Here is a 26,406-nt window from a genome sequence, read left to right on the forward strand (position 1 = left end):
ATTCATTTTAACAAATTTTACGATCAGGAACAGTCTTTCAGTCTCCATCCCCTTGCATTATTTATGAATCTTAGGGCTACATATACAAGTAAATTTGAGAAACATTAATAACTTATTAGTAATACTGAAATGAAAGGAGTGAAAACTATGTCTGACTATACACCTGAGAATGAACATTCAAAGAAGGAATCCAAAAATCATATTACTATCAATTTTACTTTTAATATCGGCAATACGGATATCCACTTAGAACAAAGGGCCGAGGGTGGTGGGCAAATCAATAAGGATGTAGGTACTAATGCCAACCAAGGCGGTCAAAATGCACTAAATGGCAGTCATACTCGAAACGTAAATTCTCAATTCGCGGATGGAAACGGCAGGAGCGGTATTGCCGGTGACGATAATGATGAAGCTGGCGGACAACAAGGCATAAAAGTAAGAAACAGCAGAGTAATCGACAGCGATATCCATTCATCTTCGAATCATAGTGAAAGTAGTGAAGATGAAAATGAGTCCTCTCCATTGTTAGATGAAGATACAAATGAATAAAGTGTATTTGAGTTCATCACCAAAATTTTGGATGAAATATAAGTACACCATGTAAATTGATCTTCGTTCCGGCTGGGCGACTTCTTGGAAATTAGCGTCACAGAACCTTTATGTAAGACTTTCAAAAATTAAAACTTCTATCTGCAAAGAATTTTCATAGCAACAGATAGAAGTTTTTTTGTCACACATTGCGTTTATAATTTTTTGTACCATCATATGAATAAAGGATTGGCTTTCCATCTACATATGTTTCTAAATGAACCGGACGACCCCATAGTTGATGAATATATGGCAAAACGTTTTCTAAATAGCGTGGATCCAGCTCCATTCCCTCATAACCATGCACTAAATAGAGCTCTCCGTTACGAAGGTAATCCCCATTTTTAACAACGATATATGGGAACCCTCCGTTTACACGCATCGATACGAGCTGATCTCGTACCATTTCATGATCCTTATCTGTAATACGATACTCATTACCCTTCTTCTGGAACAAATAAAGATCCTCTTGCCTTGCTAAATCCTTCGTTAAATAGTTGCGAATGAAGGATATATCCGACTCTATCTCTCTTACCTCAAACATTTTCTCTCGACCTGAGTTCGGTTGAACACCTAATTTTCTCATCTCTTCCGTTGGATGATTATAGCGATTTTCAATATCCTCAAAAATTTTCACGCCAAGGTAATAAGGATTAATAGATGTTTTGGAAGGCTGCACAACGCCTGCATTTAATTTGGCATATTCAATCGTCTCGGCCGTTGTTAACTTAAGCTCCCGCATTATTCGTTGGTGCCAAAAGGAAGCCCAGCCCTCATTCATAATTTTCGTCTCTAATTGTGGCCAAAAATAAAGCATTTCCTCACGCATCATCGTTAATATATCTCGCTGCCAGTCCTCCAGTTCTCGACTATGCTCCTCTAAAAATAGCAATAAATCTTTTTCTGGCTTTGGCGGGAAGTTCTTTATTTTTCGCCTTATCGATTTATACTCTTTTTCCTTATCATCTAAGCTCCATAGATCATCATACGGTGATCTTGCCGGAAGAATTTCCTCTTCATGTTCCTCCGTTTGCCAAGACAATTTTGGTCGTAAAAGAGATGGATCGATATGCTCCTGGATCGCTAAAACTGCATCTAAAAACTGTTCGACCTCATCCTTTCCGTATTCCCTTTCGTAACCAGCTATCCGTTCAGCTGTCGCAGTCATGCTCTCCACCATATCTCTTCTAGTATTGGAGAAGCGTACATTATTTTTAAAGAAATCACAGTGCGCCAATACATGCGCAATAATTAATTTATTTTGTGTTAACGTATTTGTATCGAGTAAAAATGCATAGCATGGATTTGAGTTAATGACTAGCTCATAAATTTGGCTTAGCCCTAAATCATATTGAAGCTTCATTTTATGAAATTGTTTACCAAAGCTCCAATGCGAAAATCGAGTAGGCATACCATATGCGCCAAATGTATAAATAATATCTGCTGGACAAATTTCATAGCGCATTGGAAAGAAATCTAAGCCAAAGCTTGAGGCAATTTCTGTAATTTCATCAATCGCTCGTTGAAGCTCTTTCATTTCCATCTTTTCGCCCCCTCCCTTGAACATGATTACTTACCATGATTCAACTTCTTTCACCATTTAAGATTCACTTTTTTTGAAAAAGCTCTTTAAGGCATCGTAAACATCGCCTTTTTTTCTCAAAACATGATACCTAAATTTGGGGTCATCAATTTTTTTGTATGTGTACATAAGTGTAGAAAAGCGGTTATGCTGATTGACTTCACCATAGCCAAACATGCTCGAAACGTCCATTAACTCTCCGACTAGCTTCAAGCATTTTTCATTATCCATTGAAATATTTTCGCCATCTGAAAAATGTACTGGATAAATATTGTAGCGAGAAGGATTATACTTTTCCCGAATTAGGTCCAATGCTTTTATATAGGCAGATGAGCAAATCGTTCCTCCGCTCTCTCCCTTCGTGAAAAATTCATCTTCTGTCACTACTTTTGCCTCTGTATGATGTGCAATAAACTCAATATCTACAGTTCCATACTTTGAGCGCAAAAATTTTGTCATCCAAAAGAAGAAGCTTCTAGCACAATATTTTTCGAAGGAGCCCATAGAGCCACTTGTATCCATCATCGCAAGAACTACTGCTTTCGATTCAGGTTTCTCCACTTCATCCCAAGTTTTAAAACGTAAGTCCTCATTATGAATCGGCGTAATTTCTGCTTTACCCTGCATTGCATTACGCTTTAGCGCATTGAGGATTGTGCGCTTCTTATCAACATTTCCCATCAAACCCTTTTTCCGAATATCATTAAACTCAATTTTCTCCGTCTTAATATCTGCTTTTTCTTTCTGCTGTAAGTTCGGTAACTCAAGCTCATGAAATAACACATTTTGAATTTCTTCAATGCTTACTTCAGCTTCATAGTAGTCATGGCCTGGTTTGTCACCCGCTTCTTTTCCTTTACCATTAGCCTGATTACCTCTGCTGGCATCACGTGCAATGACATCCCCTACATTACTATCGCCTTGTCCTTGCCCAACATGCTTGGAATTATCGTAGTTGTATCGAATTTTATATTCATCAAGTGAACGGATAGGAATTTTTATAACCTCTCGACCATTGGACATTACAATACTTTCTTCACTAACTAAATCAGGTAAATTATTCTTAATAGCATCTTTCACTTTTTCCATATGACGTTGCTGGTCCTGGTGCCCTTTACGATGGAGGGACCAATTTTCCTGAGAGATGACAAAGCGTTTATTTTCGTTTTCAGTCATTTTTATCCTCACCCATCTATCAAATTCATTTTTTCTATACTATGCTAGTGAGTCGCTTTCTTGAACTTCTTTAGTGAAATCAATTACATTTCATTGTCATTTCGCTTTGTAAATGAAGCTAAAAGGAGTGCCCTGAAATGGGACACTCCTATCTGGTCATTTAGATCCGAAATTAACGATTTAACAGACTACCAACATATTGCAATAATTCATTAGCAGACGTTGTATTATAGCCATGTTCATCAACAAGTCTTGCTACAACCTCATTAATTTTCTTCAACTGTGATTCATCCGGCATTTTTGAGGATGTTGTAATTTTCACGACATCCTTGAGATCCGCAAATAGCTTCTTCTGGATTGCATCTCGTAATCTTTCATGAGAATTATAGTCAAAACGTTTTCCTTTTCGAGCATAAGCAGAAATACGAATTAATATCTCCTCACGGAATGCTTTTTTCGCATTTTCTGAAATACCAATTTGCTCCTCAATAGAGCGCATTAATTTTTCATCAGGATTCATTTCTTCACCAGTTAATGGATCAAAAATCTTATTTTTATTACAAAATGCTTCAACATTATCGAGGTAGTTATTCATCAATGTTTTTGCAGACTCTTCATACGAATAAACAAAAGCTTTTTGCACTTCATTTTTGGCAATATCATCATACTCTCTTCGAGCAACTGCAATATAGTTCATATATTTTTCTCGATCTTCCTGAGAAATCGAAGCATGCTGGTCAAGTCCATCCTTTAGGGCACGCAGAACATCTAACGCATTAATAGATGGTATCTCTTTTCGGATAATAGCAGAAGAAATACGATTTATAATATACCGTGGATCAATACCGTTCATGCCTTCGTTCGGAAACTCTTTTTTAAGCTCCTCTAAGTCAACGGAATTAAATCCCTCCACATTTTCTCCGTCGTACAGTCGCATTTTTTTAATAAGATCCACACCTTGCTTTTTCGGTACTTCAAGTCTTGTTAGAACCGAAAAGATTGCTGCGGCCTTTAATGCATGCGGCGCAATATGAACATGTGACATATCACTTTCTTTAATCATTTTTTCGTAAATCAGTTCTTCCTGACTAACTTTTAAGTTATACGGAATCGGCATGACAATAATTCGTGAATGCAACGCCTCATTCTTTTTATTTGAAATAAATGAACGATATTCCGTTTCGTTTGTATGCGCAACAATTAACTCATCTGCACTAATCAATGCAAAGCGACCTGCTTTAAAATTACCTTCCTGTGTTAAAGACAGTAAATTCCACAAGAATTTTTCATCAAGCTTTAACATTTCCTGGAATTCCATCATACCCCTATTTGCCTTATTTAACTCACCGTCAAAACGATAAGCACGTGGGTCTGATTCTGAACCAAATTCTCCAATTGTTGAGAAATCAATACTACCTGTTAAATCAGCAATATCCTGAGATTTTGGATCCGATGGTGTGAAGGTTCCTATACCTACACGTTTGTCTTCAGAAAAAGTAATACGTTCAATTATCACATTTTCAATACGTCCATCATACTCCTTTTCAAGACGCATTGTATTTAAAGGCGATAAGCTTCCTTCAATTCGTATACCATACTCCTCATAAAAATCATTACGTAAATGATGTGGAATTAAATGTAGAGGATCCTCATGCATTGGACATCCCTTAATTGCGAAAACTGCACCTTCATCTGTTCGCGAAAATTGCTCAAGTCCGCGTTTCAACAAGGTCACTATTGTTGATTTACCACCACTCACTGGTCCCATCAGTAACAAAATACGTTTTCTAACATCCAATCTTCGTGCTGCCGGATGGAAATATTCCTCCACCAGTCTTTCAATTGCTGTTTCAAGCCCAAAAATTTCTTGACCAAAAAATTCGTACATTTTTTGCCCATCGCGTTGCTCTACACCACTACTTTTTATCATATTGTAGACGCGTGAATGGGCTGTTTGAGCAACTTCAGGTCTTTCCTTGATGATATTTAAGTAATCTGCAAATGTCCCTTCCCACTTCAGCCGATTTTCTTCTTCGCGATAGCTTTTCACTTTATCTAAAATGTTGATAGCCTTCCCTCCATTCAGGGCTTGATTTATAACATAGTATGAAGGAAATGACATTATGATACCCAATACTTTTTCTTTATCGAAGTTTCTTCTTATATTGCCTATAATTTTTTTCTGCTGAGTGAAAGAATGAATTTAAACATTATTCATTTCGACTGACGTTTTATTGGCACATTACCAAAATCAGGATAATATTTATTGAAACATTTTCTATATAAGTTGATTGGTGCGAAAGCGTAGCGTCAGCAAATGTTTTCTGTAGCGAAAGCAAAGCGGCAACTACAACAAAGCCCCAGTCGGAACGGAAATGAACCCTACGCTATAAGCACGTTTTCATCACAAAAATTGCTCATTTTTACCGCTTCGTTTTCCCACAAAAAGTGCTGAATGAAGATGAAAAATTCGGTTATTCTAACGTTAGAAAGGAGGTCCATTATTGAATCGCCATTTTATATTCCTTTTATCATGGATTTTATTATGGAGTTTTACTCTCCCCACGGTTGCTTTAGCAAAAGAAGAACCCACTCAAGAAGAAATTGTGCAGCAACGTATGGTCTATTACGTACAATTTGACGAATTACTCATTCCGTGGCATTTTTTAGCAGCCATTGACCAATATGAACGAAACTTGCAATCAGTTCGTAAAGATATTCCGAAACGGGATGGGATCATTGCCATTCAATTTTCTGATGAATATTGGTCAGGTGCTTTAAATCCTGTAAGAGATGACACCCGCCCAGAAACAATTAGTTACTTTGGCGGGATGGGACTAGATGGCAATGGTGATGGAGCTGCCAGTCCAAACGAAGACGCCGATGTTATATTCTCCATGGCTACTTTTTTAAGTAAATTTGGAACAACTGATGAGGACTTTAAATTAGCTTTATGGGAATATTACGGAAGTGAGCAAGCCGTAAATCAAATTTTCACCATTTCCAAAATGTATAGTCATTTCAAAACAACTGAGCTAGATGCCCACACATTCCCAGTTCCTACTAATTACGATTACAGTTATCGGGGTACATGGGGTGCTAATAGGGGCTGGGGCGGACGCCGTATTCATGAAGGAACCGATATTTTCGCTAGCTACGGTACTCCAGTAGTTTCTACTTCTTATGGAGTAGTGGAAGTAAAAGGCTGGAACCAATTTGGTGGCTGGCGCATAGGAATTCGAGACAATCATAACTCTTATCATTATTATGCCCATCTGGGTAGCTATAATAAGGAGATTGAAGTAGGAGATCTTGTTGAGCCAGGAACTGTTCTCGGATATGTTGGTAGCTCTGGCTATGGTAAAGAAGGAACATCCGGAAAATTTCCACCTCATCTTCACTATGGCATATATAAGTTCAATGGTCGTACAGAATGGGCATTTGATCCATACCCATCATTGCTACAATGGGAACGACTAGCAAAAAAAGCAAAACAATAATACATGTTAGAGCGCTTGGTGCACTTTTGCAGCAAGTGCTTTTTTCTTTTAGGTAGGTAAAAATGCATAAAGGTATTTAAAAAACTTCAGAATTGTACATATGACATATATTTTTAACTACCTACATCATTAACAACAAAGTGTTATTGTACTAAAACAACTAGATAGATTTAGTTATAAAATAACCTTTGTACTATAACAATAAAAAAAGCAAAGGGTTGGGAAAAGATGAAAGGGATTTTTCAGTTTAAAACACTTAAAGCCCGAATTTTAAGTGCATTTCTTCTTCTATTAGTATTAGTTGTTTGTTTTAATATCTATACTTACATTTCTAATACGAAGATGGAAAAACAAGCCGAAGATTTAGTAAATGAAGATTTAATTGTCTTAACAGCAAGTAAAAATTTAGCAATGTCTATGAGTGTTCGTCTCTCTGCAGCTTTAAGCTACGTCGCATCGGGTAATGAAAAATACATAGAAACTTTTAAAGAATATCGAAAAATTGCTGAAGAAAGCAATAGCATCATGGAGAAATACGATAAAAACCCTGAGCGTGAACGGCTGGTAGAAATGGGACGCGAGTGGAGCAATCGTGTCAATACAGAGGTATTCGATGTTTATAAAAAAGGCGATAAAGAATTAGCATTACAAAATTTAACGGCTATTAATAATCTTGTAACTGAAGTTCGTACGGGTTATGAAAAGTTAGCCAATACACGGACGGAAGAAATTACTAAAATAGGAGGAGATGTAGTATCTACAAGCAAAAACAATAAAATAATTGGACTAATTGTTAGTATTGTATTGACAATTGCAGGTATTCTAATTGCCATTATTACGGCTAGCAAAATATCTAAACCTACTACAGTTGTCTCAAAGCGTATGAACGAATTGGCAGATGGTAATTTACAACATGAACCACTTCCAATAACTCGCCGTGACGAGATTGGTCAATTAATGCTTTCAGCGAATGATTTGAATGAAAAATTAAAGCAAACGATCAGCTCTATTCATGCTGTTTCCGAAACAGTAGCTGCTAGTAGCGAAGAGCTTGCTCAATCTTCTAATGAAGTACAAACAGGTACAGAACAAATTACCGTGACTATGCAGGAGTTAGCCTCTGGCACAGAAACACAAGCATCCACTGCAGGTGATTTAGCTGAAACAATGGTTACTTTCCAAAGTAGTATTCACGAAACAACACAGGAAGGTATTGAATTAAAAGAGCACTCAAATCATGTACAGAATTTAACAACTACAGGTAAAGGCTTGATGGTGCAATCAACACAACAAATGGCAGCCATTAATGAAATTGTATTAGATTCAGTAAGAAAAGTGGAAGGCTTAAATGTGCAGTCTACTGAAATTTCCAAACTGGTGTCAGTCATTGACGACATTTCAAATCAAACAAATTTACTTGCCTTAAATGCTGCCATCGAAGCAGCTCGTGCAGGAGAGCATGGTAAAGGGTTTGCCGTAGTAGCCGATGAAGTTCGTAAGCTTGCAGAACAAGTTCAATTCTCTGTCACGGATATTTCCACTATCGTCAACCGCATTCAAGGTGAAACTGGCAATGTAACAACTGCTTTGCAATCAGGCTATGAGGAAGTAAAAAGAGGAACAGCACAACTCAATCAAACAAATGAAACATTCGAACAAATTTCAGGAGCTGTTGAGGATATGATTCTTAACATAAATACCATTTCAAGCAATCTAAATAAAGTTGCTGAAAATTCCGAGTCCATCAATGCCGCAATTGATGAAATGGCCTCTATTTCCCAAGAGTCTGCTGCTGGTGTAGAACAAACAACAGCAACTGTAGAGGAAACAGCCGCTACTATGGACGAAATTTCAAAGAGCGCGAACCAGCTCGCTAGTATGGCTGAAGAGTTAAATAGTCAATTACAGAAATTCACTATTTAAGGTACGGATGTTACTCCAATCCGTTTCGGACGAAGCCTGATTATTTTTTTGACTTACCCCGGGCGGTTTTGGGTGAGACCTGTCACTTTCTTGGTTTACCCGAGCGGTTTTGGGTGAGACCTGATCACTTTCTCGGCTTACCCGAGCGGTTCTGGGTGATACCTGATCACTTTCTTGGTTCACCCGAGCGGTTTCGGGCGAAGCCTGATCATTTTTTTAGTTTACCCGAGCGGTTTTGGGTGAGACCCGATCACTTTCTTGGCTTACCCGAGCGGTTTTGGGTGATACCCGATCACTTTCTCGGCTTACCCGAGCGGTTCTGGGTGATACCTGATCACTTTCTTGGTTCACCCGAGCGGTTTCGGGCGAAGCCTGATCATTTTTTTAGTTTACCCGAGCGGTTTTGGGTGAGACCTGATCACTTTTGTAATCTCTCCTAAAAAAAGCGATCTCGACATTACGTTCGAGATCGCTTTCTACTTTAAGATAATCTTATTGCCAATGTCTAATTGGTACCCGTTCAAGCTCATAGCGTTTAATAATAACACTAATCTTCTGAAACCATTCCTCACATAACTCTAGCGCCTCTTGATACTCGTCCTCTTCCCTTGATATAGGCTCACAGTCCATAAAAACATATTCTAAAATAGGATCAGATAAGTTATCAGCTACAATTTTCAACGTCAATTGAGACACCTTGTTATCCTCAGAGTCCTCTTCATCTAATTCCTCTTCTATATCCGGATTTTCACCAAGTAGTGAACTACTTATATAATTATTACTAGTTCTTGCAATATACATTTCGTCCTCTACTATAGCAACTTCATATATTTTATTAAATGGGATTTCCTTTTTAATTAATTCCTCTTCTAAATCTTCTCTACTTGCAAGGAAAAGTGTATTTGTAGGCTCATTTAATAATAAAGCACTTAAACAATCATCTGATATGATGCAATGTGTATGAGGAATAGCCATTAGCTCCTCCTCACTAGCATCCTGCATTTCATTCAACCAGCTAATATAAATAGATCGTTCTTTCACATACCGAATAACTCCTACTATTACTAGCCCTAAACCAATTAAGAAATAAACCCTACTAAATATAGCTGTTTCGACTGCATTTGCAAGTAATAAATAGATTGTCCCTAGAAATAAAAGGAAAAAGGTTTTCATCCATATCCCACCCTCAAAAAGATAATCGATAGAAAAATTGCATCCATATTAGTAGAAATTTTATTCTAACGATTAACTTTTCATTCTTAATTTATGTTTTCTATATCAAATCTTCGTACGCTCTAACAAATAAAAAAGCAGCTACAACGCAATTTTAAACGTTGTAGCTGCTACTATAATTTTAAATAATCAATTACCCCTAAATGATTATTCATATTAAAGATACTTATCCATTTAGTGTCAAAACCAAGGCTGCCGGTATAAATGATATAGAAAACATACTCAAATACCACATTGATGTACGGCGTAATGAAAAACGAACTTGTTTCTTTTCTGCATAAAAAATGTCTAACATAACTGAAGCAACAACAAGTGGGATCGTAACACATGCAATAGCAACTAATAAAATGTCTAAACCAAACATAAAAGCACCCCTCTGTTCGTGAACATTTATTTTCCATCTTTGTGACAACTTTATGTCAATTTCATTGTACACAATTCCGTCACAAATTGTCAACTAGATTCAACTAAGAAAAAGTATGCTTTTTATAGAATTTTTTTATCACAATAAAGACATTCACATAACAAACAAAGCAGCCACAAAATGCAGCTGCTTTGTTAATCATTAATACATTGGCTCTTCACTAAAATTTCACTTGACCACTCAATAAGGATGGCGCCTCAGACCTCAAGCTTCTTCATTTTAGTATTAATCCATTTCATTCTCTATATTTGTATGTCAGCCCTCTTAAAAAATTTCTCACAAAACGATCGCCACATTCTTTATAGTTACGATGACTTGGATTTCTTAAAATAGCACCTAATTCGCCTTTCGAAACGTTAACGCCTCCATCATATAAAAGATCTAACATCTCTTCACTCGTTAAGGCTAGCGCAATTTTCACTTTCTTTAACAGCATATTATTAGGGCTTTCTTTTCCTGAAACAGGTAGTGGTCCTTCAGGCTCGCCAGGCTTAGGCTTTTGTGGTCCTCGTTTAAATGTAATAAATCCATTTAAAAAAGCCTCTAACATTTTATTATTACATTTGATGTATTCTTCAGGTGCTTCTTCCTCATCATTAATTTTAATAAGCATGTTCAATACTTCTTCCTTCGAAAAATCCATGCCACCTAGCTTAAAAATTTCAACCATGTCCTTATTTTTAATATCTAGCGCATATCGCAAACGAATTAATATATCATTATTCGTCATTTAAAAACCTCCTTTATGTATTAATAAAGCGTAAATATAAAATGCCAGGCTTAATTATAACAGAGAGCAATACTTTTTCAGCTAGCTTTCTGAAATTCCTATAGTATTTAGACTGCGCATTTCCTTCTTTTTAAATGTATTAAAAGTAAACTCTCGACCATTCTAATCACAAGGAGGTGAGAAAAATGGCTAATCGTAGCTCAAATAAACTTCAAGTGCCCGGTGTACAAGAAGCTGTTGATCAATTGAAATATGAAATCGCACAAGAATTTAACGTACAGTTAGGGCCAGAAGCTTCTTCTCGCGCAAACGGTTCAGTTGGAGGAGAAATTACAAAACGCCTCGTAGAAATGGCTGAAAAACGTTCAAAAGGTTTATTATAATAAAAAGAAAAGAACGAATCCCTTTTGACTGGAATTCGTTCTTTCGTGTTTTCATTATTTTATTTCACCAGGTTGTAAAGCCCCGTTTGAGCCCTTTTTTAAAGTCAGCATCACCATGAAGGAAATGCAATATAAGGCAGCTAAGTAAATCATTACGACCGTCATATCATAACTTTGAAGAATATAGCCGACAAAGATTGGTGAAAATCCTCCTATTGCTCTACCGAAGTTAAAAATTGTGTTTGTAGCGGTACTTCGAATTTGCACCGGATAGAAGCTACTAATTAATGCTCCATACCCCGCGAACATGCCATTTGAGAAGAAGCCGACAATCGCACCACCTATTAAAATTGCGACACTTCCTGTGGCATAGGAATATAAAAACACAGCACATGCAGAGGCAAGTAAAAAGATACCGAAAGCTCGCTTTGCACCAAATCGGTCCATAAATCGTCCAAATGTTAGCATCCCAATAATCATACCAACTGCTGTACTAATTGTCCAAAGAGCCGAGCTTGAAACAGATAGACCTTGAGATTTTTGCAACATAGATGGCAACCAAATCATTAAGCCATTGTAACCAGCAATTTGAACAGTTGCCATAACGATTAATGACATTGTCGTCATCGATGTTCGAGGCGTTTCAAATAGTTGCACCAACTTACCTTTTTCATGTTGCTTATCGATTTTTTTATTTTTCTGAGCAGCCAACCACTCTGGTGATTCCTCAAGATTTTTTCGCACAATAAATGCGAAGATAACAGGTACCACACCAACAAAGAATAAAGCTCTCCACCCTAAAGTCGGAAGAATAACGGCACTTAGTAACGCTGCTAAAATAACTCCGTATTGGGCACCTACACTAACATATGAAGAAGCTCTTCCTTGCTTATTCTTCGGCCAAGCCTCCGCAACAAGTGCCATACCAATGCCGTATTCGCCACCTGCACCAAGACCCGCGATAAATCTATAAATATAAATTTGTTCAATATTTGTTGCTAATCCCGTTAAAGCTGTACCAATCGCAAACAATAAGATGGTATAAGTAAATATTTTTACTCGCCCATACTTATCAGCTAAAACCCCGAAAATGATGCCGCCCAACAGCATACCAATATTCGTTACAGAAGAAATGAGCCCACCCGTTGCGAAATCAATGTTAAATTCCGAAATAATCATTGTCATCGCAAAGGAGATAAACATAATGTCCATTCCTTCCAATGTTAAGCCAGCTACTGAAGCTACCACTGTTTTCTTACGATAATCCATTCTTACAATCCTCCAGTTTTCGTTGATAAAAATCTCTTTTAGCCTATTTGAGGGAATGGATTACACAATTCTTTTCCATTCTCTTTTGAAGCCTCACGGGACTCCGTTTAAAAGAGGTAAAAGCAAAATAAAAAGCCCTTCTGTCACAGTAGACAAAAAGGGCATGCGAAAACAAAGATATTATTAGCCTTAAAATATCACGTAGCCCTTTTCAGCCTCTCTGGACCGTATTAAAGGAAATTTATTTCGTGATACATACTAGCAAAATAGAACCGGTAATGTCAATAGCCGTTTCATGCTTAATTTAATTTAACTGGTTGGGAGTAATTCATAAATTACCATTCAGCAAAATTCTCCTCAATGAAATCTCCGAAAGATTTTGATAATACTTCTTTATCTCCTGAGTCGTGGTAGTATATTATGACTTCTCCGTTAGCATTTATTGCTATTGGATTACCTGAACCATCATCAGAAAAAATTAAGCTTTTGTTAATTTCAGGAGAAAACTCATCTCCTTTAAATGATTCTCTGCACCAATTCGTCAAATTAATAATAGTTTCATTACCCATGGATGAACCATTAGAAAATGCATGAATTGCTATCCCTGCATAAGAGCCTCCAAATCGCTTAATAAATTCTTTATAATCATCATCTAGCTTTATTTGAAGTTCTTCCTCTGCTTTCGCAATCTCTTTTGGTGTGGCAGGTACTCCTTTTAATTCAGGATACTTTTCAAGAAAACATTCTATTCTTTTCATCAGTTCTTCTTTCATTTTTCTTCTTTAACTCCTTTTTTATTTACCCTCCGAAAGCGAGTAGCCCGTAGCGGAAATCAGCCTCTTCGAATGTATAAAAATGGTTAATCAACACACCTGATTTAATATCTTTTTATTTCCATGAGAGTCGGGTACAACATCATCAGTATCAAACGAGACCAATCTTTGTCCTGAGCTACGGTATTTTTCAATTGCCTTTGGGTCTGTAGTTGTAGAAATAAACTGTGAACCCTTATTTGTTAACCTCCCAAGACACATGACCATGCACAGTCATTCCACTACCTGGTTTTTTAGCTGACAAGCCTTTTGAAAGATCTACGGCCTGAGCCATTTAGAGTTCAAGGTTCAAGCCGCATAACGTTTTTTTATTTCCAATATCCACCTGACAGTGTACAGTTCATTTTAAAAATTAAAATAATTAGATAATTGTGAATATTCTATTTTTCAACTTGTTGATTTCCCTTTCATTTATCTCCTCTTGCTTCTTCTAATAATTCTTTTGCATGATCTAATTCATAGTTTAAAAGATCATCGAAATCGTCATCTATTCCTTTTAGCGATAATGCTTTTTCTAAATACATTACTCCATCCTCTAATTTATTATCAGATAAAAAATATTCTCCTAAAATGCAAGAACTTTTAACAGAATAAATGGTATCATTTTCTTCGACTGCGCAAATATAGATCTTTTTTAAAATTTCAACAGCCTCATTAAAATCTCCAACATCTAGTAATCGCAATACCTTATTTAACTGGTTTTTATTATCCATATAAAATTCCCCTTTTATTTAATTGATATTGTGATAGCTCTCCAATTTGATATCAACTTAATTAATCACAACATCCGAAACTCAAGAGCATTTATGATAATGTTTCGCAAAACTCTAGATGACATTGGTCCCAAAATCATTAAATTTGCTAAGGGTTTCAAGGCTAATATCATAGTGATTTTCTATTGGTGTATAGAAATATTTCATACTATGCTTGTCAATCAACCCCTTGGATCTATTTCAATTACACTGTCATTTTAACTATATTTTCTCATCATGAGCATCCTCTCACTGACATTTTTTTAAACCTATCTCTATGGCTCATAATGTCGAATTTAAATTACATGTACTCAGCATAGTTCCTCGCTTGCGAAAGAAAATTATTCAAAACAACTTTTTAACGTTTGGTTAAACAAATCTTTATTAAAATCTAATTTCTTAGCGATGCTTTTTTCTTTTATGGACTCCGAACTATATATTAAAAGTTTCATTAAAGCATTTTTGAATATCACTTCATTTCTGTCTTCAACATCACTCCAACCAGTTTCATCCATACAAATATGGAGATCCATACACTTTTTCTTTGGTTTATAACTAAGTTTATAGACCCCACTTCTTTCGTAATATCTAGTCACATCTCCATTAATAAATAAAAAATAAGAAATCTCTGTTATATAATTTCCATAATTTTCATTTACGAATTTTTCCTTTATTAAATCTTTATATTTATAAACTGTTAATCGAATATTTGAAACTCCACCATTTGCCACTGTTATATATATATCCATCAAAAACTCTCCTCTACCTCTATGATATAGATCATCCAGTCCAAACGGGTCTATTTTGAAATTCGGATCAATCTGAGTATACATTCCCTCGATTGGATAATAATGCCTAAATAGATTATAGTATAGCCCTATTTCTTTATCAGCTTACTGCCCCTGGTACCTAAACGGAATGAAATCCTGCTCACCATTGAACTCCACTACTCGTCCATAAATATCAAACTCTGCTGACCAAACCCTTATTATCCTTTACGCTAGTAGCAAATTTTTCTCCTGTATAACCACCATCACATAGACAGAAAAAGCAGCCCCTGACTTAAAAAACCTACGTAAAAAAGAGGTTTGTACCTCTTCATATGTAGGTTCTGAAATTATATTTTTTCGGAAATATCACAATTAATTACCGATTGTTATATGAAATTCATCGAATAATACTCAGTAAGATTTTCCTTACACCTTTAGGTTTTGATAAATTCAGCCCAGCCATAACTAACCACCTCATCTTCAGTTGGAAAATCATATTTTGCATATGTATTAAATGGCAAACATTGTTCCAAAGTTATTTCATATGGACTTATCCATTCAGACTCACATTCTTTACAACACAAATACAGATTTGATGTTTGAATATCTTTTACAATTATGACCCAGCCTTGATCACACAATGGGCACCAATAAACTTTATATTCATTTATCATCTTACTTTCTTCTTTCATCGTTAGTTATTTTGAAGTAAATGCGGTAACAATTTTATTTGTTCCACCTTCTGTAATAATCGACACAAAAAACATATGTAAAGTAAGACCTTGTAACGTCTTCTTTACATATGTTTCGAAATCTTAGTGCAGTACTTTTCTTTATTTCATATCAATATTTCAGATGGGTTGATTAACCATTTTTATCCACTACTGATTTCCACTACGGGCTACTCTCTTTCCTGCGGGCGAGCATCGAGCCGCTTCCTCTGCTTTGTTGTTGCTGTCGCTACGCTTTCGCACAGAAAACATTCGCTTCGTGCAGGGTCTCGTCTGTCTCGCTTTCCCACGGGAAGCTTTGCACTGCAACGAAAGCAAAGCGGTAGGAGCACTCGAGTAGGCCTACGCTACAATCAGTTGAAATGGAAATTCATTGGCATTATAGCAACAAAAAAATCCTTTTATCGCCCAATAATAAACCTATTTTTCCCTAATCAACACGCCTGTTAATATTTTTTATTTTTCCTTTATTATATCTATAAATACTCTGGACGTTGCAAACTGCCCTCTTTAATAAAAGTTACTCCATTAATACTATTTTCTTTACACAAATTCACAAAAACTTCATCCACAACAATCAAATGCTTAGATTCTTCCATTCTGACAATATGATGCACACCGAGAGAATCAGGAATATATACAACATAGTTAATACTAATCGGACCATCAGGTAATGATTTTATTGATGGTTTATACTCGGATTTTTCTTTATTAAGACAAACTACGGAGTTTGAAACAATCATTGCAAAAAAATCATTATTTTGTTCTTTTGTTTTTGTTGATTTTATTTCAACTGGAATAAAGACACAATCATTTTCACAATGTCGTTCAATTATTTCTTTAAATTTCGCACTTACTAAAGGTGGACCTACAGTTGGCAAAATATCATATGTAGATAGATAAGTGTCAAATTTATCCACAATGTATGTTAGACCTCCATCTACTTGACATCGATTTCCTTTCTCCAATTCTCGTCTATCGTATCTATTCTCGTCGCTATAAAAGAAGAAAACATCTCTTTTATAAAAACATGATAATTTATAATACATAATCATACCCCTTCCCTTTAATCCATCTAATTTAGGCATATTCATATAATTACAACCACTTTCTGGAATTCCACCTATTGATGATAATCCAAATAGGTAATTTATACAGATAGATTCAAAACGTTTTACTTATGGACTGATCAAGAACTCCATCGCTCACGTAAAAATGGATGTTTTCAGCTATTTCTCCTGAAGAAAATACAAGGATCTTTGCCAAAAGTCACATTAAAATCAATGAAAAAGAGGGTTACTTTACTCAATCTGCACAAACGCATTTGAATAAAGTAACCGGCAGGTGAGCATTTTACACTCTAATAGCTAGGTTGTTCAAGAGCATTGCCAGAAACCAGCAATGACCTCTCCTGTTTCATTATGCCTATATAGATATAATGCACCGTACATAAACACATAATCCATTTTATCACTATAGCCTTCCTCCTCTATTTGCAGAAAAAAGGAATAATTATTATTTTCCAATTCTTTATAATAATAACTTTTAGGTTGAATAAGACGTGGTTCTCCCAAAACTTTAATAAACAAAAAATTATTCCCTTGGTTATCCGAATAATCGCTTATTGAGTTCATACCTAAATCTAAAATACTTTTATTAGTATTGCCTCCAATTTCGGAGTATTTATGCTCTATAACTCTTACTTCAATTGAAGGATAAATATTTTTTTCCAATAAAGTATCAAAATTCTTATGAATAATAATAGAAAGCATAACATCCTCCTTACCTGGATGAACTAGAGTTGCATAAAACCTGTAATCATCAGGTATTTGTTCTTCAATCAATTTTGGAGGATTACCACCTATTCTACCTCTCACTTGATCATCAAAAGGAATGCATTGAGCAAACAATTAAAATCCACCCTTCCATTTTATTAAAATTCTCGACATCATCGACACTACGGTGTAAAAAGTCAAATTGATCGCCTTGATTTTAATTTAGATTCTTTGCGAAAATGTTAAGCCAACATAAAACTATCTTTATTTATCAAGATCTACAGACCAATCAATCTCTTCATTAAACCAATTACACAATTTAGTTGAACCATTATCCATTTTCAAAGGGATTTCTCTTGCCCACATTTTAATGTCACTGATGAACATCTCTTTTTCAAGCCCTTCAAAGTTGTGTTTTTCTAACGCCCTGTTTAGAAACTCTAAAAATAGATTCCCCAAATAATACCTTTGTTCTACTTTATACATTTTTTCATATTCTTCTACTTTAACTGCAATATCAATAGCCAAACAATTATCTTTTTTGGTATATCTAATAAAAGATCTTCTCTTATAAGATTCTGGTAAACAACGAAACCCTACTAAAATAGTAACATCTACATTGGCATACGTACTATGAATTTTAGGTTTTATATAGTTACGTAACTCACTTGCCAATTCTCCAACCTTTGAACCCGCCGTATCAGTTACAATGTTAAAATGCATATTATATCATCCCCTTTCAAATTTAATGGCGACATTTATTTTCTGGTGGTAAATGTCCTTTCCATTGTTCATAACCCCGTATTTTTAGATTTTCTAAATGTTTTACAGTAGCATTATTAACATTTCTAGCTCCAACTTTACAGTCACATGCTCAGTCTCCACTAACAACCCATTTTTATCATAGCCAAATGTTTCTCAGGAGGCTTCAATATTACAAAGTATATCGTGTTGATACACTGTCCAACTATGTTCCCATAGAATTTTACCATGTAACAAAACAAAAGTTTCGGGGTTCTGATGATGATATATATAACTAGTGAAGTAAGTTTTTTCACAAAAAAACACATGTAAAAAAAGCGCTTTAGAGCACCTTCTTTACACATGTTTTGCAAATTTTTCAACTAACTTTGGCATCAAATAAAAATACCTCAGCAGTTATACTTCGAATAAGAAATTTTAGAGCTCATACATCTAATTATTTCGTGTCAACATCATTTAAAACAATTAGATGTAGTATATCTTTTGCTTCCTCTTTCGAAATTTAATCCCCTTATATTTACTTTTTAGTAGTGTATAGTTACTTTTCGCTTGATGACGAACAGTTTTCCTGTCACATCGTACTTCATCCTCTAATTAGAATTCCTGACACTCCAATCTTAATTTCCCTATTTTAGTTTCGCATTACCTGTCTCTGATGTCGCTGTTTAATTTTTTTTTTGACTTTCTAGAGGTATATAATAGATCTTCAACAACTTTTAGATTTTTTTTCAATTGTTTCGAGTAAATAAGTACATCTCCATTTACATACTCAAATCTAAATGTCCTTGTGTGTAAAACATTTATTTTTTCTTCAAAGAAACCGTCTCTAATAATAGTTTGAATAGTGTTGTTATCATTATATAAATATCTGTCAGTCCTAAACGTTTCTTCGCCTATATCATCGTCCCTTGTATAATATATTACTTTTTCTATCACAGATCTTTTATATATTACACAATATACTTGACTTAAAACCATTTCGTCATCATCGTTATTTAGAAATCTAAGACAAATTTTCTTTTCAACATCATTTATAATGAAAGAACTTCCCCAGCCCTTATTTTCAGCACAATAAGAAAAATACAGTTCATTGTTTTTTAGCCTATTCACAATAATCCCTTCCTTACATTTCGGCTCATTTTTATATATTTTCGGCTTTGGTAATTGATTTAATTCATATTGATATGGATATAATTCGAGATATGAATTGCTCCAAAGAACTGTTTCATTTCCTATATCTTCAACTTTATTAAGTAACACTTTATATAAGGATTCGTATTCTTCGAAAATTCTTACAATCATCTCGTAATCTTTTTCTATCATCTTGTACACTTCCCTAATTTTTTAGTTGTTATTGTTTCCCATGTCCTTCCTTTGTTCAGTTCTTTCTTTATCTTGTTCAGTTCCTTTTTAAACTCTTTTTTATTCTTTCCATCCAATCTATTAAAAATTTCCTCTTTGTATTTTTTAGCTTTACGGTCACATGCTCATTTTCAGTCTCAATTAACGAACCATTTTTGTCATAGCAAAACGTTTCCCAAGTGTCATCATAATAATCAGCTCGAATGACATTCCCTAGACCATCATGCTGATACGCTGTCCAACGATCACCTGGACGTTGAATTCTCTGAACCAATCCTGTCGGTCTTCGGTCAAACTCATTCCTATTCTTCAATCAAATTTTTTATCCTAAAAATGTGGCGTTAGTCGCACATGCCTGGCACATAAAAAAGCCCTTCTACTGAGAAATTAACATTCTTTCTTTCGTCTGAGTCAGATAACGCCCATTATTACCGTTATATTCTATTGCAGCATTTGGCCATGCAACAATATTTTTTTCTGCTACATCAGCAACTATATCCCTATATTTTGAAGTCAAAAATACTTTTTTACCATTCTGACCTACGATTTTGAAAACTTCCTTAATAAAATGCTCTGTTTCTTTATCATCACTGTAGTATGAAGCACTTAAATATCCGTCTTTTAAACATTTCGGGTCATATTGAGCAATATTTGAGGGAACGTATTGTATCATCCCTTTTCCCACCATTGGAAAACTATAAGGTGATGAATTTTGCATTTCAACAAGTTTTTTATAATCATCCAATGAAAAAATAGAGCTATTTAGAATAGTTGCAGAAACATTCACTTCACTAAGAAAAGATAATAATTTTATATTCTTATTTTCACTTCTTTTATTATCAATCAAATAAACACTCTGGAATTTTCCAAATAATAGCTCTGAAAAAATTTTTTTGTCTGTATCTGACATAAAGATTCCTAATTTCTTTACAATATTATTTCCGGTCTTCATAATTTCCTCCTTCCGCTATTAATATCTACAAATATTTCCAGGTTTCATATTATTTCCAACTATATCTAAATCACCTGGATTTAAGGGAGTTCCTTTTCCTACTGTTACTACAACAGCATTCGGATCCTGTCTTAGAATCCTATTAGCGTTATCCCATTCTCTTTGAGACATTCCGTGTACTGATCCTTTGTCAACGGTTTGAATATAAACCGTCTGTCCATTCACATCAAATGTCATAGCTGTATACGACCCACCAGCTCTTGTGCTTGCTAATTGAGCATTTGGAGGTAGATAAGTTTCTGCTAAATTTAGATTCATCGATTGAACTCTACCTCCTGCTACATGAATAGCACCAGGATTATCAGCTATAAATCGATCACGTACGTCATCCATGTGTTGTCGTGTGGCGCGATTACCTCTACGACTTAAACCTAACACATCTACCCACCAATTCGGGTTGTGGACATAGGCGTACAAAGTTGGGTTACCCCCAGCAAGCCCAATTGAATCAATTTGAGTATAGATACCTTCAACCGGAGAGTAATATCGGAATCGGTTGTAGTAAAGCCCTATTTCCTGATCTGCATATTGCCCCTGATAACGGAATGGAATAAAATCTTTCTCACCAGTAAACTCTATCACTCGTCCATAAATATCAAGCTCAGCTGACCAAACTTGCTTTCCTTGTTCGTCAAAAGCTTTAACAGGCGTTCCAAGATAATCACTAACAATGCTGTAATTACCTTCACTCGTGATTTTCGCTGTAGGGATGAACCCATCATCATTAAACACCCATGTAACTAGATTATCTGCTATTTCGGCGTCAGGCTATGAAGAAGATTCAATTGGATGTTCAAATTTATCTGAATCATTCTGTGAGAAATACTCATGTAGAATTGTATTCCCATCCCATACAAATCTTATTATTTTTTCGTTAGAACACTTCTCTATTCGTCTACCTAGCGAGTCATACTTGAAAGTAACTTCTGTGTTGTCTGGCTTGATGACCTTAGACATCATGCCATTACCAAAGTACTCGTACTTCCACGTATCACCATTCTTCTGAACTTTCAAATAAATGCCTTTGCGGGTATTGATATTATGCGCTATCAATCTGGCAATACACAATATCGTGATCGTATAAATAAGTGTGGGAATAAGAAGCTACGGAAGATTTTGTATTTTATGGTTTGTACAATTTTAATGGCAAAAAGAAAAGGAAAAGAAAATCACTTTGTGGACTACTATTACAAATTAAAAACGCAACCTCAGAAAAAGCATCATGAGGTCGCGATTGTGGCGTGTATGAATAAGTTCTTGAAAGTTGCATTTCACCTTATTACACACGGCATATCGTACGATTATGAGTCCGCACTACCAGCTCAGAAATCGTAACCAAGTTTATATTTACTATAACACACCGACCTTTCGAAAAAAAGAAAATCGTAAGGTCTTTTAGTCGTGCGAAAATTTAGTTGTAGTTGGGAGGGGTACCTCTCCCAACTACAACTAAATCAAAAAACAAAAGAAATTAAAGAATTACACTTGACTGGAGATAAGAAAGAGGCTGGGACATAAGTATATTTTCAAAGCAAAATTAAAAAAATTCACATAAGAAAAACGTGAGAAATCAACGTTTATAAAATTAATTTCTCGCGCTTTTTAAGCTTTTGACCAGTTATGTCCCAGCCTCATGATGTTTTTTACAAATATCACCACAGAGTTTTTAATCTGTACGAGGTCAAAAACATGCAACATTTCTTCTCTTTTATTTCATAGGATTGCTGGTTTCATCGACACTATCGGTTAAAACTTAAACTACTATCAGGCATGAAATGCTATAATATAATTGTTCTACTAACATCAAAATACATTTTCTATTATATATATTTGATAACCTTTAAAAATACAGAATCTGTATCAACCTCTATTAAACTCTCAATTACTGGAAACAAGTCTTTAATAAGTGGATGTTCAATATTTTCCACATCTAAACCCATTCCTTTTCTTAGCAAAAGGGGAGCTAATATTTCTGATGGTAAAAGCATTTTGTCTTCTCTATCAAATTCTTGGTACATTTTTGTTCTACTTAAATGAAATTCACAGGCCTGATTCACAGAAGCATTAATGTCTTTCTTTGTTTCATCCGTCAAATCGTTTAACAAATTAGAATATATGTCATTAAGCGGTTTTGGGAATTCATGAGGAATTTCTTTATCCTTATAAAATATTGAAAACATTTTGTTAACAAACTGGCAAACTGATTCAGGTGGCTCAACATTAAAATTGATTTTCTCAGGAGAGGTATACTGTAACAATTTATGTGCTTTATCTACTTCTTGTAAGATTAATAGATTACAAGCAGATAAACATACTTCTACAAACCATATTGGTTTAATTTCCCCTTTTTTTCCTGTTGCATATAATAGATGATCTATTGTTCCCCATAACATGCATTGTTTAAGTGAATAAGAATAATCACCCTTGTTGTTCAAATATCGTTCTAGAAAGTCAGCACAGTACCATGTGGAAAGTATATTACATGTATTACCTAAGGTAATATAATCTTTTTTTTCTTTAGAACCTTCCAAAAATTTTTCTATAATCGTATAACTTTCTTCATACATAAAAGACCGTTCTTTTTCTGCAAATCCTTTGCTCCATCTTTTAACTTTACTCTGTATTTTTTTATAAAGATTGCTTTCCAAACCTAATTCCCTCCTTAAGGACACCATTTTTTACTTCTTACCTTTATAACATTTTTATTTGAGTCCACAAATACATTTATTTGTGTTCCTTTTTTTATTCCCCCCTGTGTTTGGATTTCATCTAATATTCTTTTTGCATCTGCCTTTTTAGAAGCTGGAAGATTTTTATAATGACCACTTCCCATACTTGCACGGGTAAGACGACTTTGTGTATACCCATTTGCCCCTAATGATCTCTGAGCAGGTGAAAGACTAGGATTTCTATTAGTTTCTGTTGTTTTTATTTCATAAGCACTCCACTCACCAGTGTATTTATTCTTTGCCAGTATATCAACACCATGACCAGAATTATTTTGAATCTGAACAACTTCTGAGTATCTGCCACAATTGTTCAATCGGTTGACTATTTCATTCTCACCGACATTACCTAAAGATGTATTTAATCCATACTGATCTATCCAGCTATTCGGATTACTCACATATCCATAGATTGTAGGATTATTCCCAGAAAGTCCTATCGGGTCTTGTTGTATATACATTCCCTCTTGTGGTGAGTAGTACCTAAATCGATTATAGTAAAACCCTATTTCTTCATCCGCATACTGCCCTTGATACCTAAATGGGATAAAATCTTTCTCACCAGTGAACTCATTCACACGCCCATAAATATCAAGCTCAGCTGACCAAACCTTATTACCTTCTTCATCAAAGGCTTCAACAGGCGTTCCTAGATAGTCACTAATAATACTGTAATTACCTTCATTCGTAATTTTAGCTGAAGGGATAAACCCATCATTAAACACCCATGTGACTAGACTATCTGGTATTTTTGAGTCGTTCTGTGATGAATACCCATCTATATTTTCAAATATATCTGAATCATTATGCGAGAAATACTCATGTAGGATAGTATTCCCATCCCATACGAATTTCATTATCTTTTCGTTTGAGCTCTTCTCAATTCGTCTGCCCAGCGAGTCATACTTGAAAGTAACGTCTGTCTTGTCTGGTCTAATGACCTTCGACATCATGCCATTGCCATAGTACTCATACTTCCACGTATCACCATTCTTCTCAACTTTTTGAATCAGATTACCTTCATCATCATAAGAGAATGTTGCCTCTCTCGTTTCAAGTAATCTGCTGCCTGCACCATAGACACGATCTGTCTTTTCTTTTGTTTCATACAAATTCCCGACATCGTCAACACTGCGGTGTAAGAAATCAAATTGACCGTCTTGGTTGGACCAAACGAGGTTACTGAATTCATCGTAACCATAGGTAACTTTTACACCCGTTTACTCATTTACTATGCTTCGTAATCGATGATTGACATCCCAATTATAGACTCGTCTTCGTGTATGACGGCCCTGACTACTTATTCGATGGTGTGTTGGTCTACCAGTTACGTCATACTGCCATTTGCTAATGACATCTCCTGGTAAGATTCTCTCTATCTCTTGATCGAGTTCATTGTACTGCGTTGACGCTATCCAATGTGCTTACTATAAACGAGAAGCCAATTTGTGACACATTTCTCATATGTCATTCACAAAAAGAAGTAGCGATAAAATCCGATAGCTAGGATTCAATGCTACTCTTTTAATGTATATTAAAATTTTATTCCAAGTATAACTACTAAGTTATACTTGCATATTTTAAAAAATTCTGCGCTAAGATTTTTTTGAGTATTTAAACTTTTACAAGACTCTTAAATCATTAAATTCAATTGTAAGTTGATTATTATTTCTTTGTCCTGACAATGACAAAGTCAAATCTCTTCTTCCTTCTTCTTTTGTCCATAAAGGCAAATAAATATCTAGTCTTTTTTCTGCTTCAATATAGTAAATTTCCGCTAGATTAAAAGCATCATCCGGCAAAGGAATTATTTTGCAGTCATACTCGGTTATTACTCTTTTTAAATCATCAATATTAATTCTACCTAACCTACCATCCTCTTCAATTTTATTATATTTTTTTAGAAAGATCTAATATAATTTCCCTTATCATTGGTATAAACATTTCAATAGTTAAACTCATGGGCACCTCCTTCTATTCCCTACAGGTCTTGTTGGTGTATCTTTTGTTACACCAATCGATTTAAAATATTCATCTGATTCAAGGGTAGCTTGTCTCGCTTGATCTGAATATAATTGTTAATTTGGTAGTTGACATAAAGAAGCACCTCCTTTAATTGATACATTTATCGTACCGGAGGTGCCTGGTTATTTATATGCGTTATTATTACGGACTTACCTTCGTGTCAAAAAATCAGTAAATATACGAAAGACAAATCCATATCTATTACAAAAAAACATATGTAAAGAAGGGGTTTTGACGACTTCTTTACATATGTTTTGAATTTTAATCATAAGTCCGCATAATCAAATAAATTGTGACTTGACCTCGGAATTTAAGAAATAATTCAACTTCTTAACTATACTATTTTTAACAACATTTTAGTTTCAAGAAAATCACAATTCTTCTCTTATGATAGACTATACTAATCTCTAATACTGTTTAAATTTCTCATTATATTTTAAAATTTTTTTGACTTCCATACACGTAATGCCGCTTTAAATGATAAATCCTTCAACAAGGAAATGATATTAATTGCTTCCTCCCAAGAATACATTTTATAAGAGTTAAACCTTTCAGTATCAGCTATATTTGAAAGTAGTAATAAATACTTTTTATCCGCCGACTTTGCAGGATAGAGCGTAATAACAGCATTATCTACAGGATAGTACGTAAAACCTGTATGAGCCTCTACTCCCATATCCCAAGGGCTAGATGTATCTTTATTAAATTTTCCATCCAGTTCATCCTTGATGACAAACCAACTCTTATAAGTAATACTGTCCTCTGGAACATATTCTACTATTACCTTCAATTTAGTTCCTCCCTCTATAAATGTTGGTATATCAACGGTTTGACCCGTTTTTAAGATAGT

The 26,406-nt window shown here is 35.0% G+C and carries 26 protein-coding genes and 2 pseudogenes; 5 read left to right on the plus strand and 23 right to left on the minus strand.

Going from position 1 to position 26,406, the window contains the following annotated elements; translation table 11 throughout:
- Positions 1-147: 147 nt before the first annotated feature.
- Complete coding sequence (locus tag QRN68_RS24225; protein WP_285399806.1) at positions 148-549, plus strand: hypothetical protein; 402 nt, start codon at positions 148-150, stop codon at positions 547-549.
- Between the two features lie 181 nt (positions 550-730).
- Here QRN68_RS24225 and QRN68_RS24230 read toward each other — a convergent pair whose 3' ends face one another.
- The 3 genes from QRN68_RS24230 to QRN68_RS24240 form a co-directional block, all read right to left on the minus strand.
- Positions 731-2,131, minus strand: coding sequence for a SpoVR family protein (locus QRN68_RS24230; protein ID WP_285399808.1), 1,401 nt, complete (start codon positions 2,129-2,131; stop codon positions 731-733).
- Between the two features lie 57 nt (positions 2,132-2,188).
- Positions 2,189-3,346 carry a sporulation protein YhbH gene (yhbH, locus tag QRN68_RS24235; RefSeq protein ID WP_285399810.1) on the minus strand — a complete coding sequence of 386 codons (1,158 nt, stop codon included), beginning with the start codon at positions 3,344-3,346 and terminating at the stop codon, positions 2,189-2,191.
- A gap of 172 nt (positions 3,347-3,518) precedes the next feature.
- Entirely contained in the window at positions 3,519-5,414 is a 1,896-nt protein-coding gene (locus tag QRN68_RS24240) for a PrkA family serine protein kinase (RefSeq protein ID WP_353957876.1), read from the minus strand.
- Between the two features lie 436 nt (positions 5,415-5,850).
- Between QRN68_RS24240 and QRN68_RS24245 the strand changes: the two genes are divergently transcribed.
- Both QRN68_RS24245 and QRN68_RS24250 read left to right on the plus strand, forming a co-directional pair.
- The gene (locus QRN68_RS24245) at positions 5,851-6,846 is read left to right on the plus strand and encodes a M23 family metallopeptidase (RefSeq protein ID WP_285399813.1); all 996 of its coding nucleotides are present in this window, start codon (positions 5,851-5,853) and stop codon (positions 6,844-6,846) included.
- A 228-nt stretch (positions 6,847-7,074) separates the two neighbouring features.
- Complete coding sequence (locus tag QRN68_RS24250) at positions 7,075-8,769, plus strand: methyl-accepting chemotaxis protein (RefSeq protein ID WP_285399814.1); 1,695 nt, start codon at positions 7,075-7,077, stop codon at positions 8,767-8,769.
- 492 nt (positions 8,770-9,261) lie between these two features.
- On the opposite strand, the gene QRN68_RS24255 is transcribed toward QRN68_RS24250, so the two are convergent.
- From QRN68_RS24255 to QRN68_RS24265, 3 genes are all read right to left on the minus strand, one after another.
- Positions 9,262-9,942 (minus strand): hypothetical protein, encoded by a 681-nt coding sequence (locus tag QRN68_RS24255; protein WP_285399815.1) that lies wholly within the window; start codon positions 9,940-9,942, stop codon positions 9,262-9,264.
- Between the two features lie 226 nt (positions 9,943-10,168).
- Entirely contained in the window at positions 10,169-10,366 is a 198-nt protein-coding gene (locus QRN68_RS24260; protein WP_285399816.1) for a hypothetical protein, read from the minus strand.
- A gap of 295 nt (positions 10,367-10,661) precedes the next feature.
- The gene (locus QRN68_RS24265) at positions 10,662-11,156 is read right to left on the minus strand and encodes a YehS family protein (RefSeq protein ID WP_285399818.1); all 495 of its coding nucleotides are present in this window, start codon (positions 11,154-11,156) and stop codon (positions 10,662-10,664) included.
- A gap of 185 nt (positions 11,157-11,341) precedes the next feature.
- Between QRN68_RS24265 and QRN68_RS24270 the strand changes: the two genes are divergently transcribed.
- A complete protein-coding gene (locus tag QRN68_RS24270) occupies positions 11,342-11,539 on the plus strand; it encodes an alpha/beta-type small acid-soluble spore protein (RefSeq protein ID WP_285399819.1) in 198 nt (65 codons plus the stop codon).
- Between the two features lie 54 nt (positions 11,540-11,593).
- On the opposite strand, the gene QRN68_RS24275 is transcribed toward QRN68_RS24270, so the two are convergent.
- The 13 genes from QRN68_RS24275 to QRN68_RS24335 form a co-directional block, all read right to left on the minus strand.
- Positions 11,594-12,808 carry an MFS transporter gene (locus QRN68_RS24275; protein WP_285399820.1) on the minus strand — a complete coding sequence of 405 codons (1,215 nt, stop codon included), beginning with the start codon at positions 12,806-12,808 and terminating at the stop codon, positions 11,594-11,596.
- Positions 12,809-13,143: 335 nt separating this feature from the next.
- Positions 13,144-13,581, minus strand: a complete 438-nt coding sequence (locus QRN68_RS24280; RefSeq protein WP_285399821.1) for an SMI1/KNR4 family protein — start codon at positions 13,579-13,581, stop codon at positions 13,144-13,146.
- 467 nt (positions 13,582-14,048) lie between these two features.
- The gene (locus tag QRN68_RS24285; RefSeq protein WP_285399822.1) at positions 14,049-14,354 is read right to left on the minus strand and encodes a hypothetical protein; all 306 of its coding nucleotides are present in this window, start codon (positions 14,352-14,354) and stop codon (positions 14,049-14,051) included.
- 380 nt (positions 14,355-14,734) lie between these two features.
- Positions 14,735-15,142: an Imm12 family immunity protein gene (locus tag QRN68_RS24290; RefSeq protein ID WP_285399823.1), complete on the minus strand. Its 408-nt coding sequence runs from the start codon at positions 15,140-15,142 to the stop codon at positions 14,735-14,737.
- Between the two features lie 455 nt (positions 15,143-15,597).
- Positions 15,598-15,855: a hypothetical protein gene (locus QRN68_RS24295; RefSeq protein WP_285399825.1), complete on the minus strand. Its 258-nt coding sequence runs from the start codon at positions 15,853-15,855 to the stop codon at positions 15,598-15,600.
- Between the two features lie 515 nt (positions 15,856-16,370).
- Positions 16,371-16,982, minus strand: coding sequence for an imm11 family protein (locus QRN68_RS24300; protein WP_285399827.1), 612 nt, complete (start codon positions 16,980-16,982; stop codon positions 16,371-16,373).
- Positions 16,983-17,270: 288 nt separating this feature from the next.
- Positions 17,271-17,804, minus strand: a complete 534-nt coding sequence (locus QRN68_RS24305) for a hypothetical protein (protein ID WP_285399829.1) — start codon at positions 17,802-17,804, stop codon at positions 17,271-17,273.
- 129 nt (positions 17,805-17,933) lie between these two features.
- A complete protein-coding gene (locus QRN68_RS24310; RefSeq protein WP_285399831.1) occupies positions 17,934-18,392 on the minus strand; it encodes a hypothetical protein in 459 nt (152 codons plus the stop codon).
- A gap of 681 nt (positions 18,393-19,073) precedes the next feature.
- Entirely contained in the window at positions 19,074-19,754 is a 681-nt protein-coding gene (locus tag QRN68_RS24315) for a hypothetical protein (protein WP_285399832.1), read from the minus strand.
- Positions 19,755-19,830: 76 nt separating this feature from the next.
- Positions 19,831-20,106 (minus strand): hypothetical protein, encoded by a 276-nt coding sequence (locus QRN68_RS24320; RefSeq protein WP_285399833.1) that lies wholly within the window; start codon positions 20,104-20,106, stop codon positions 19,831-19,833.
- 63 nt (positions 20,107-20,169) lie between these two features.
- The gene (locus QRN68_RS24325; protein WP_285399835.1) at positions 20,170-20,745 is read right to left on the minus strand and encodes a hypothetical protein; all 576 of its coding nucleotides are present in this window, start codon (positions 20,743-20,745) and stop codon (positions 20,170-20,172) included.
- Between the two features lie 18 nt (positions 20,746-20,763).
- On the minus strand, positions 20,764-21,537 hold the full coding sequence (locus QRN68_RS24330) for an RHS repeat domain-containing protein (protein WP_285399836.1): 774 nt from the start codon (positions 21,535-21,537) through the stop codon (positions 20,764-20,766).
- 36 nt (positions 21,538-21,573) lie between these two features.
- Positions 21,574-21,819: a hypothetical protein gene (locus tag QRN68_RS24335; protein ID WP_285399837.1), complete on the minus strand. Its 246-nt coding sequence runs from the start codon at positions 21,817-21,819 to the stop codon at positions 21,574-21,576.
- On the opposite strand from QRN68_RS24335, the pseudogene QRN68_RS24340 reads away from it, so the two are divergent.
- Positions 21,817-22,140, plus strand: a pseudogene (locus QRN68_RS24340) (transposase); the annotation flags it as partial. The gene QRN68_RS24335 and the pseudogene QRN68_RS24340 overlap by 3 nt on opposite strands.
- A 485-nt stretch (positions 22,141-22,625) precedes the next feature.
- Here the strand turns inward: QRN68_RS24340 and QRN68_RS24345 are convergent.
- The 4 genes and pseudogenes from QRN68_RS24345 to QRN68_RS24360 all read right to left on the minus strand — a co-directional run.
- Positions 22,626-23,453 (minus strand): hypothetical protein, encoded by an 828-nt coding sequence (locus tag QRN68_RS24345; RefSeq protein ID WP_285399839.1) that lies wholly within the window; start codon positions 23,451-23,453, stop codon positions 22,626-22,628.
- Positions 23,454-23,467: 14 nt separating this feature from the next.
- Positions 23,468-24,730 (minus strand): annotated as a pseudogene (locus tag QRN68_RS24350) (RHS repeat domain-containing protein); the annotation flags it as partial.
- A 423-nt stretch (positions 24,731-25,153) separates the two neighbouring features.
- Positions 25,154-25,441, minus strand: a complete 288-nt coding sequence (locus QRN68_RS27160; protein WP_481817484.1) for a DUF7668 domain-containing protein — start codon at positions 25,439-25,441, stop codon at positions 25,154-25,156.
- Positions 25,442-25,992: 551 nt separating this feature from the next.
- Positions 25,993-26,406 (minus strand): hypothetical protein (locus QRN68_RS24360; protein WP_285399843.1); only part of this gene is annotated, 414 nt, incomplete at its 5' end.

Origin of the sequence: Lysinibacillus sp. fls2-241-R2A-57 (assembly GCF_030209535.1) — a bacterium.
Taxonomy (GTDB): Bacteria; Bacillota; Bacilli; order Bacillales_A; family Planococcaceae; genus Lysinibacillus.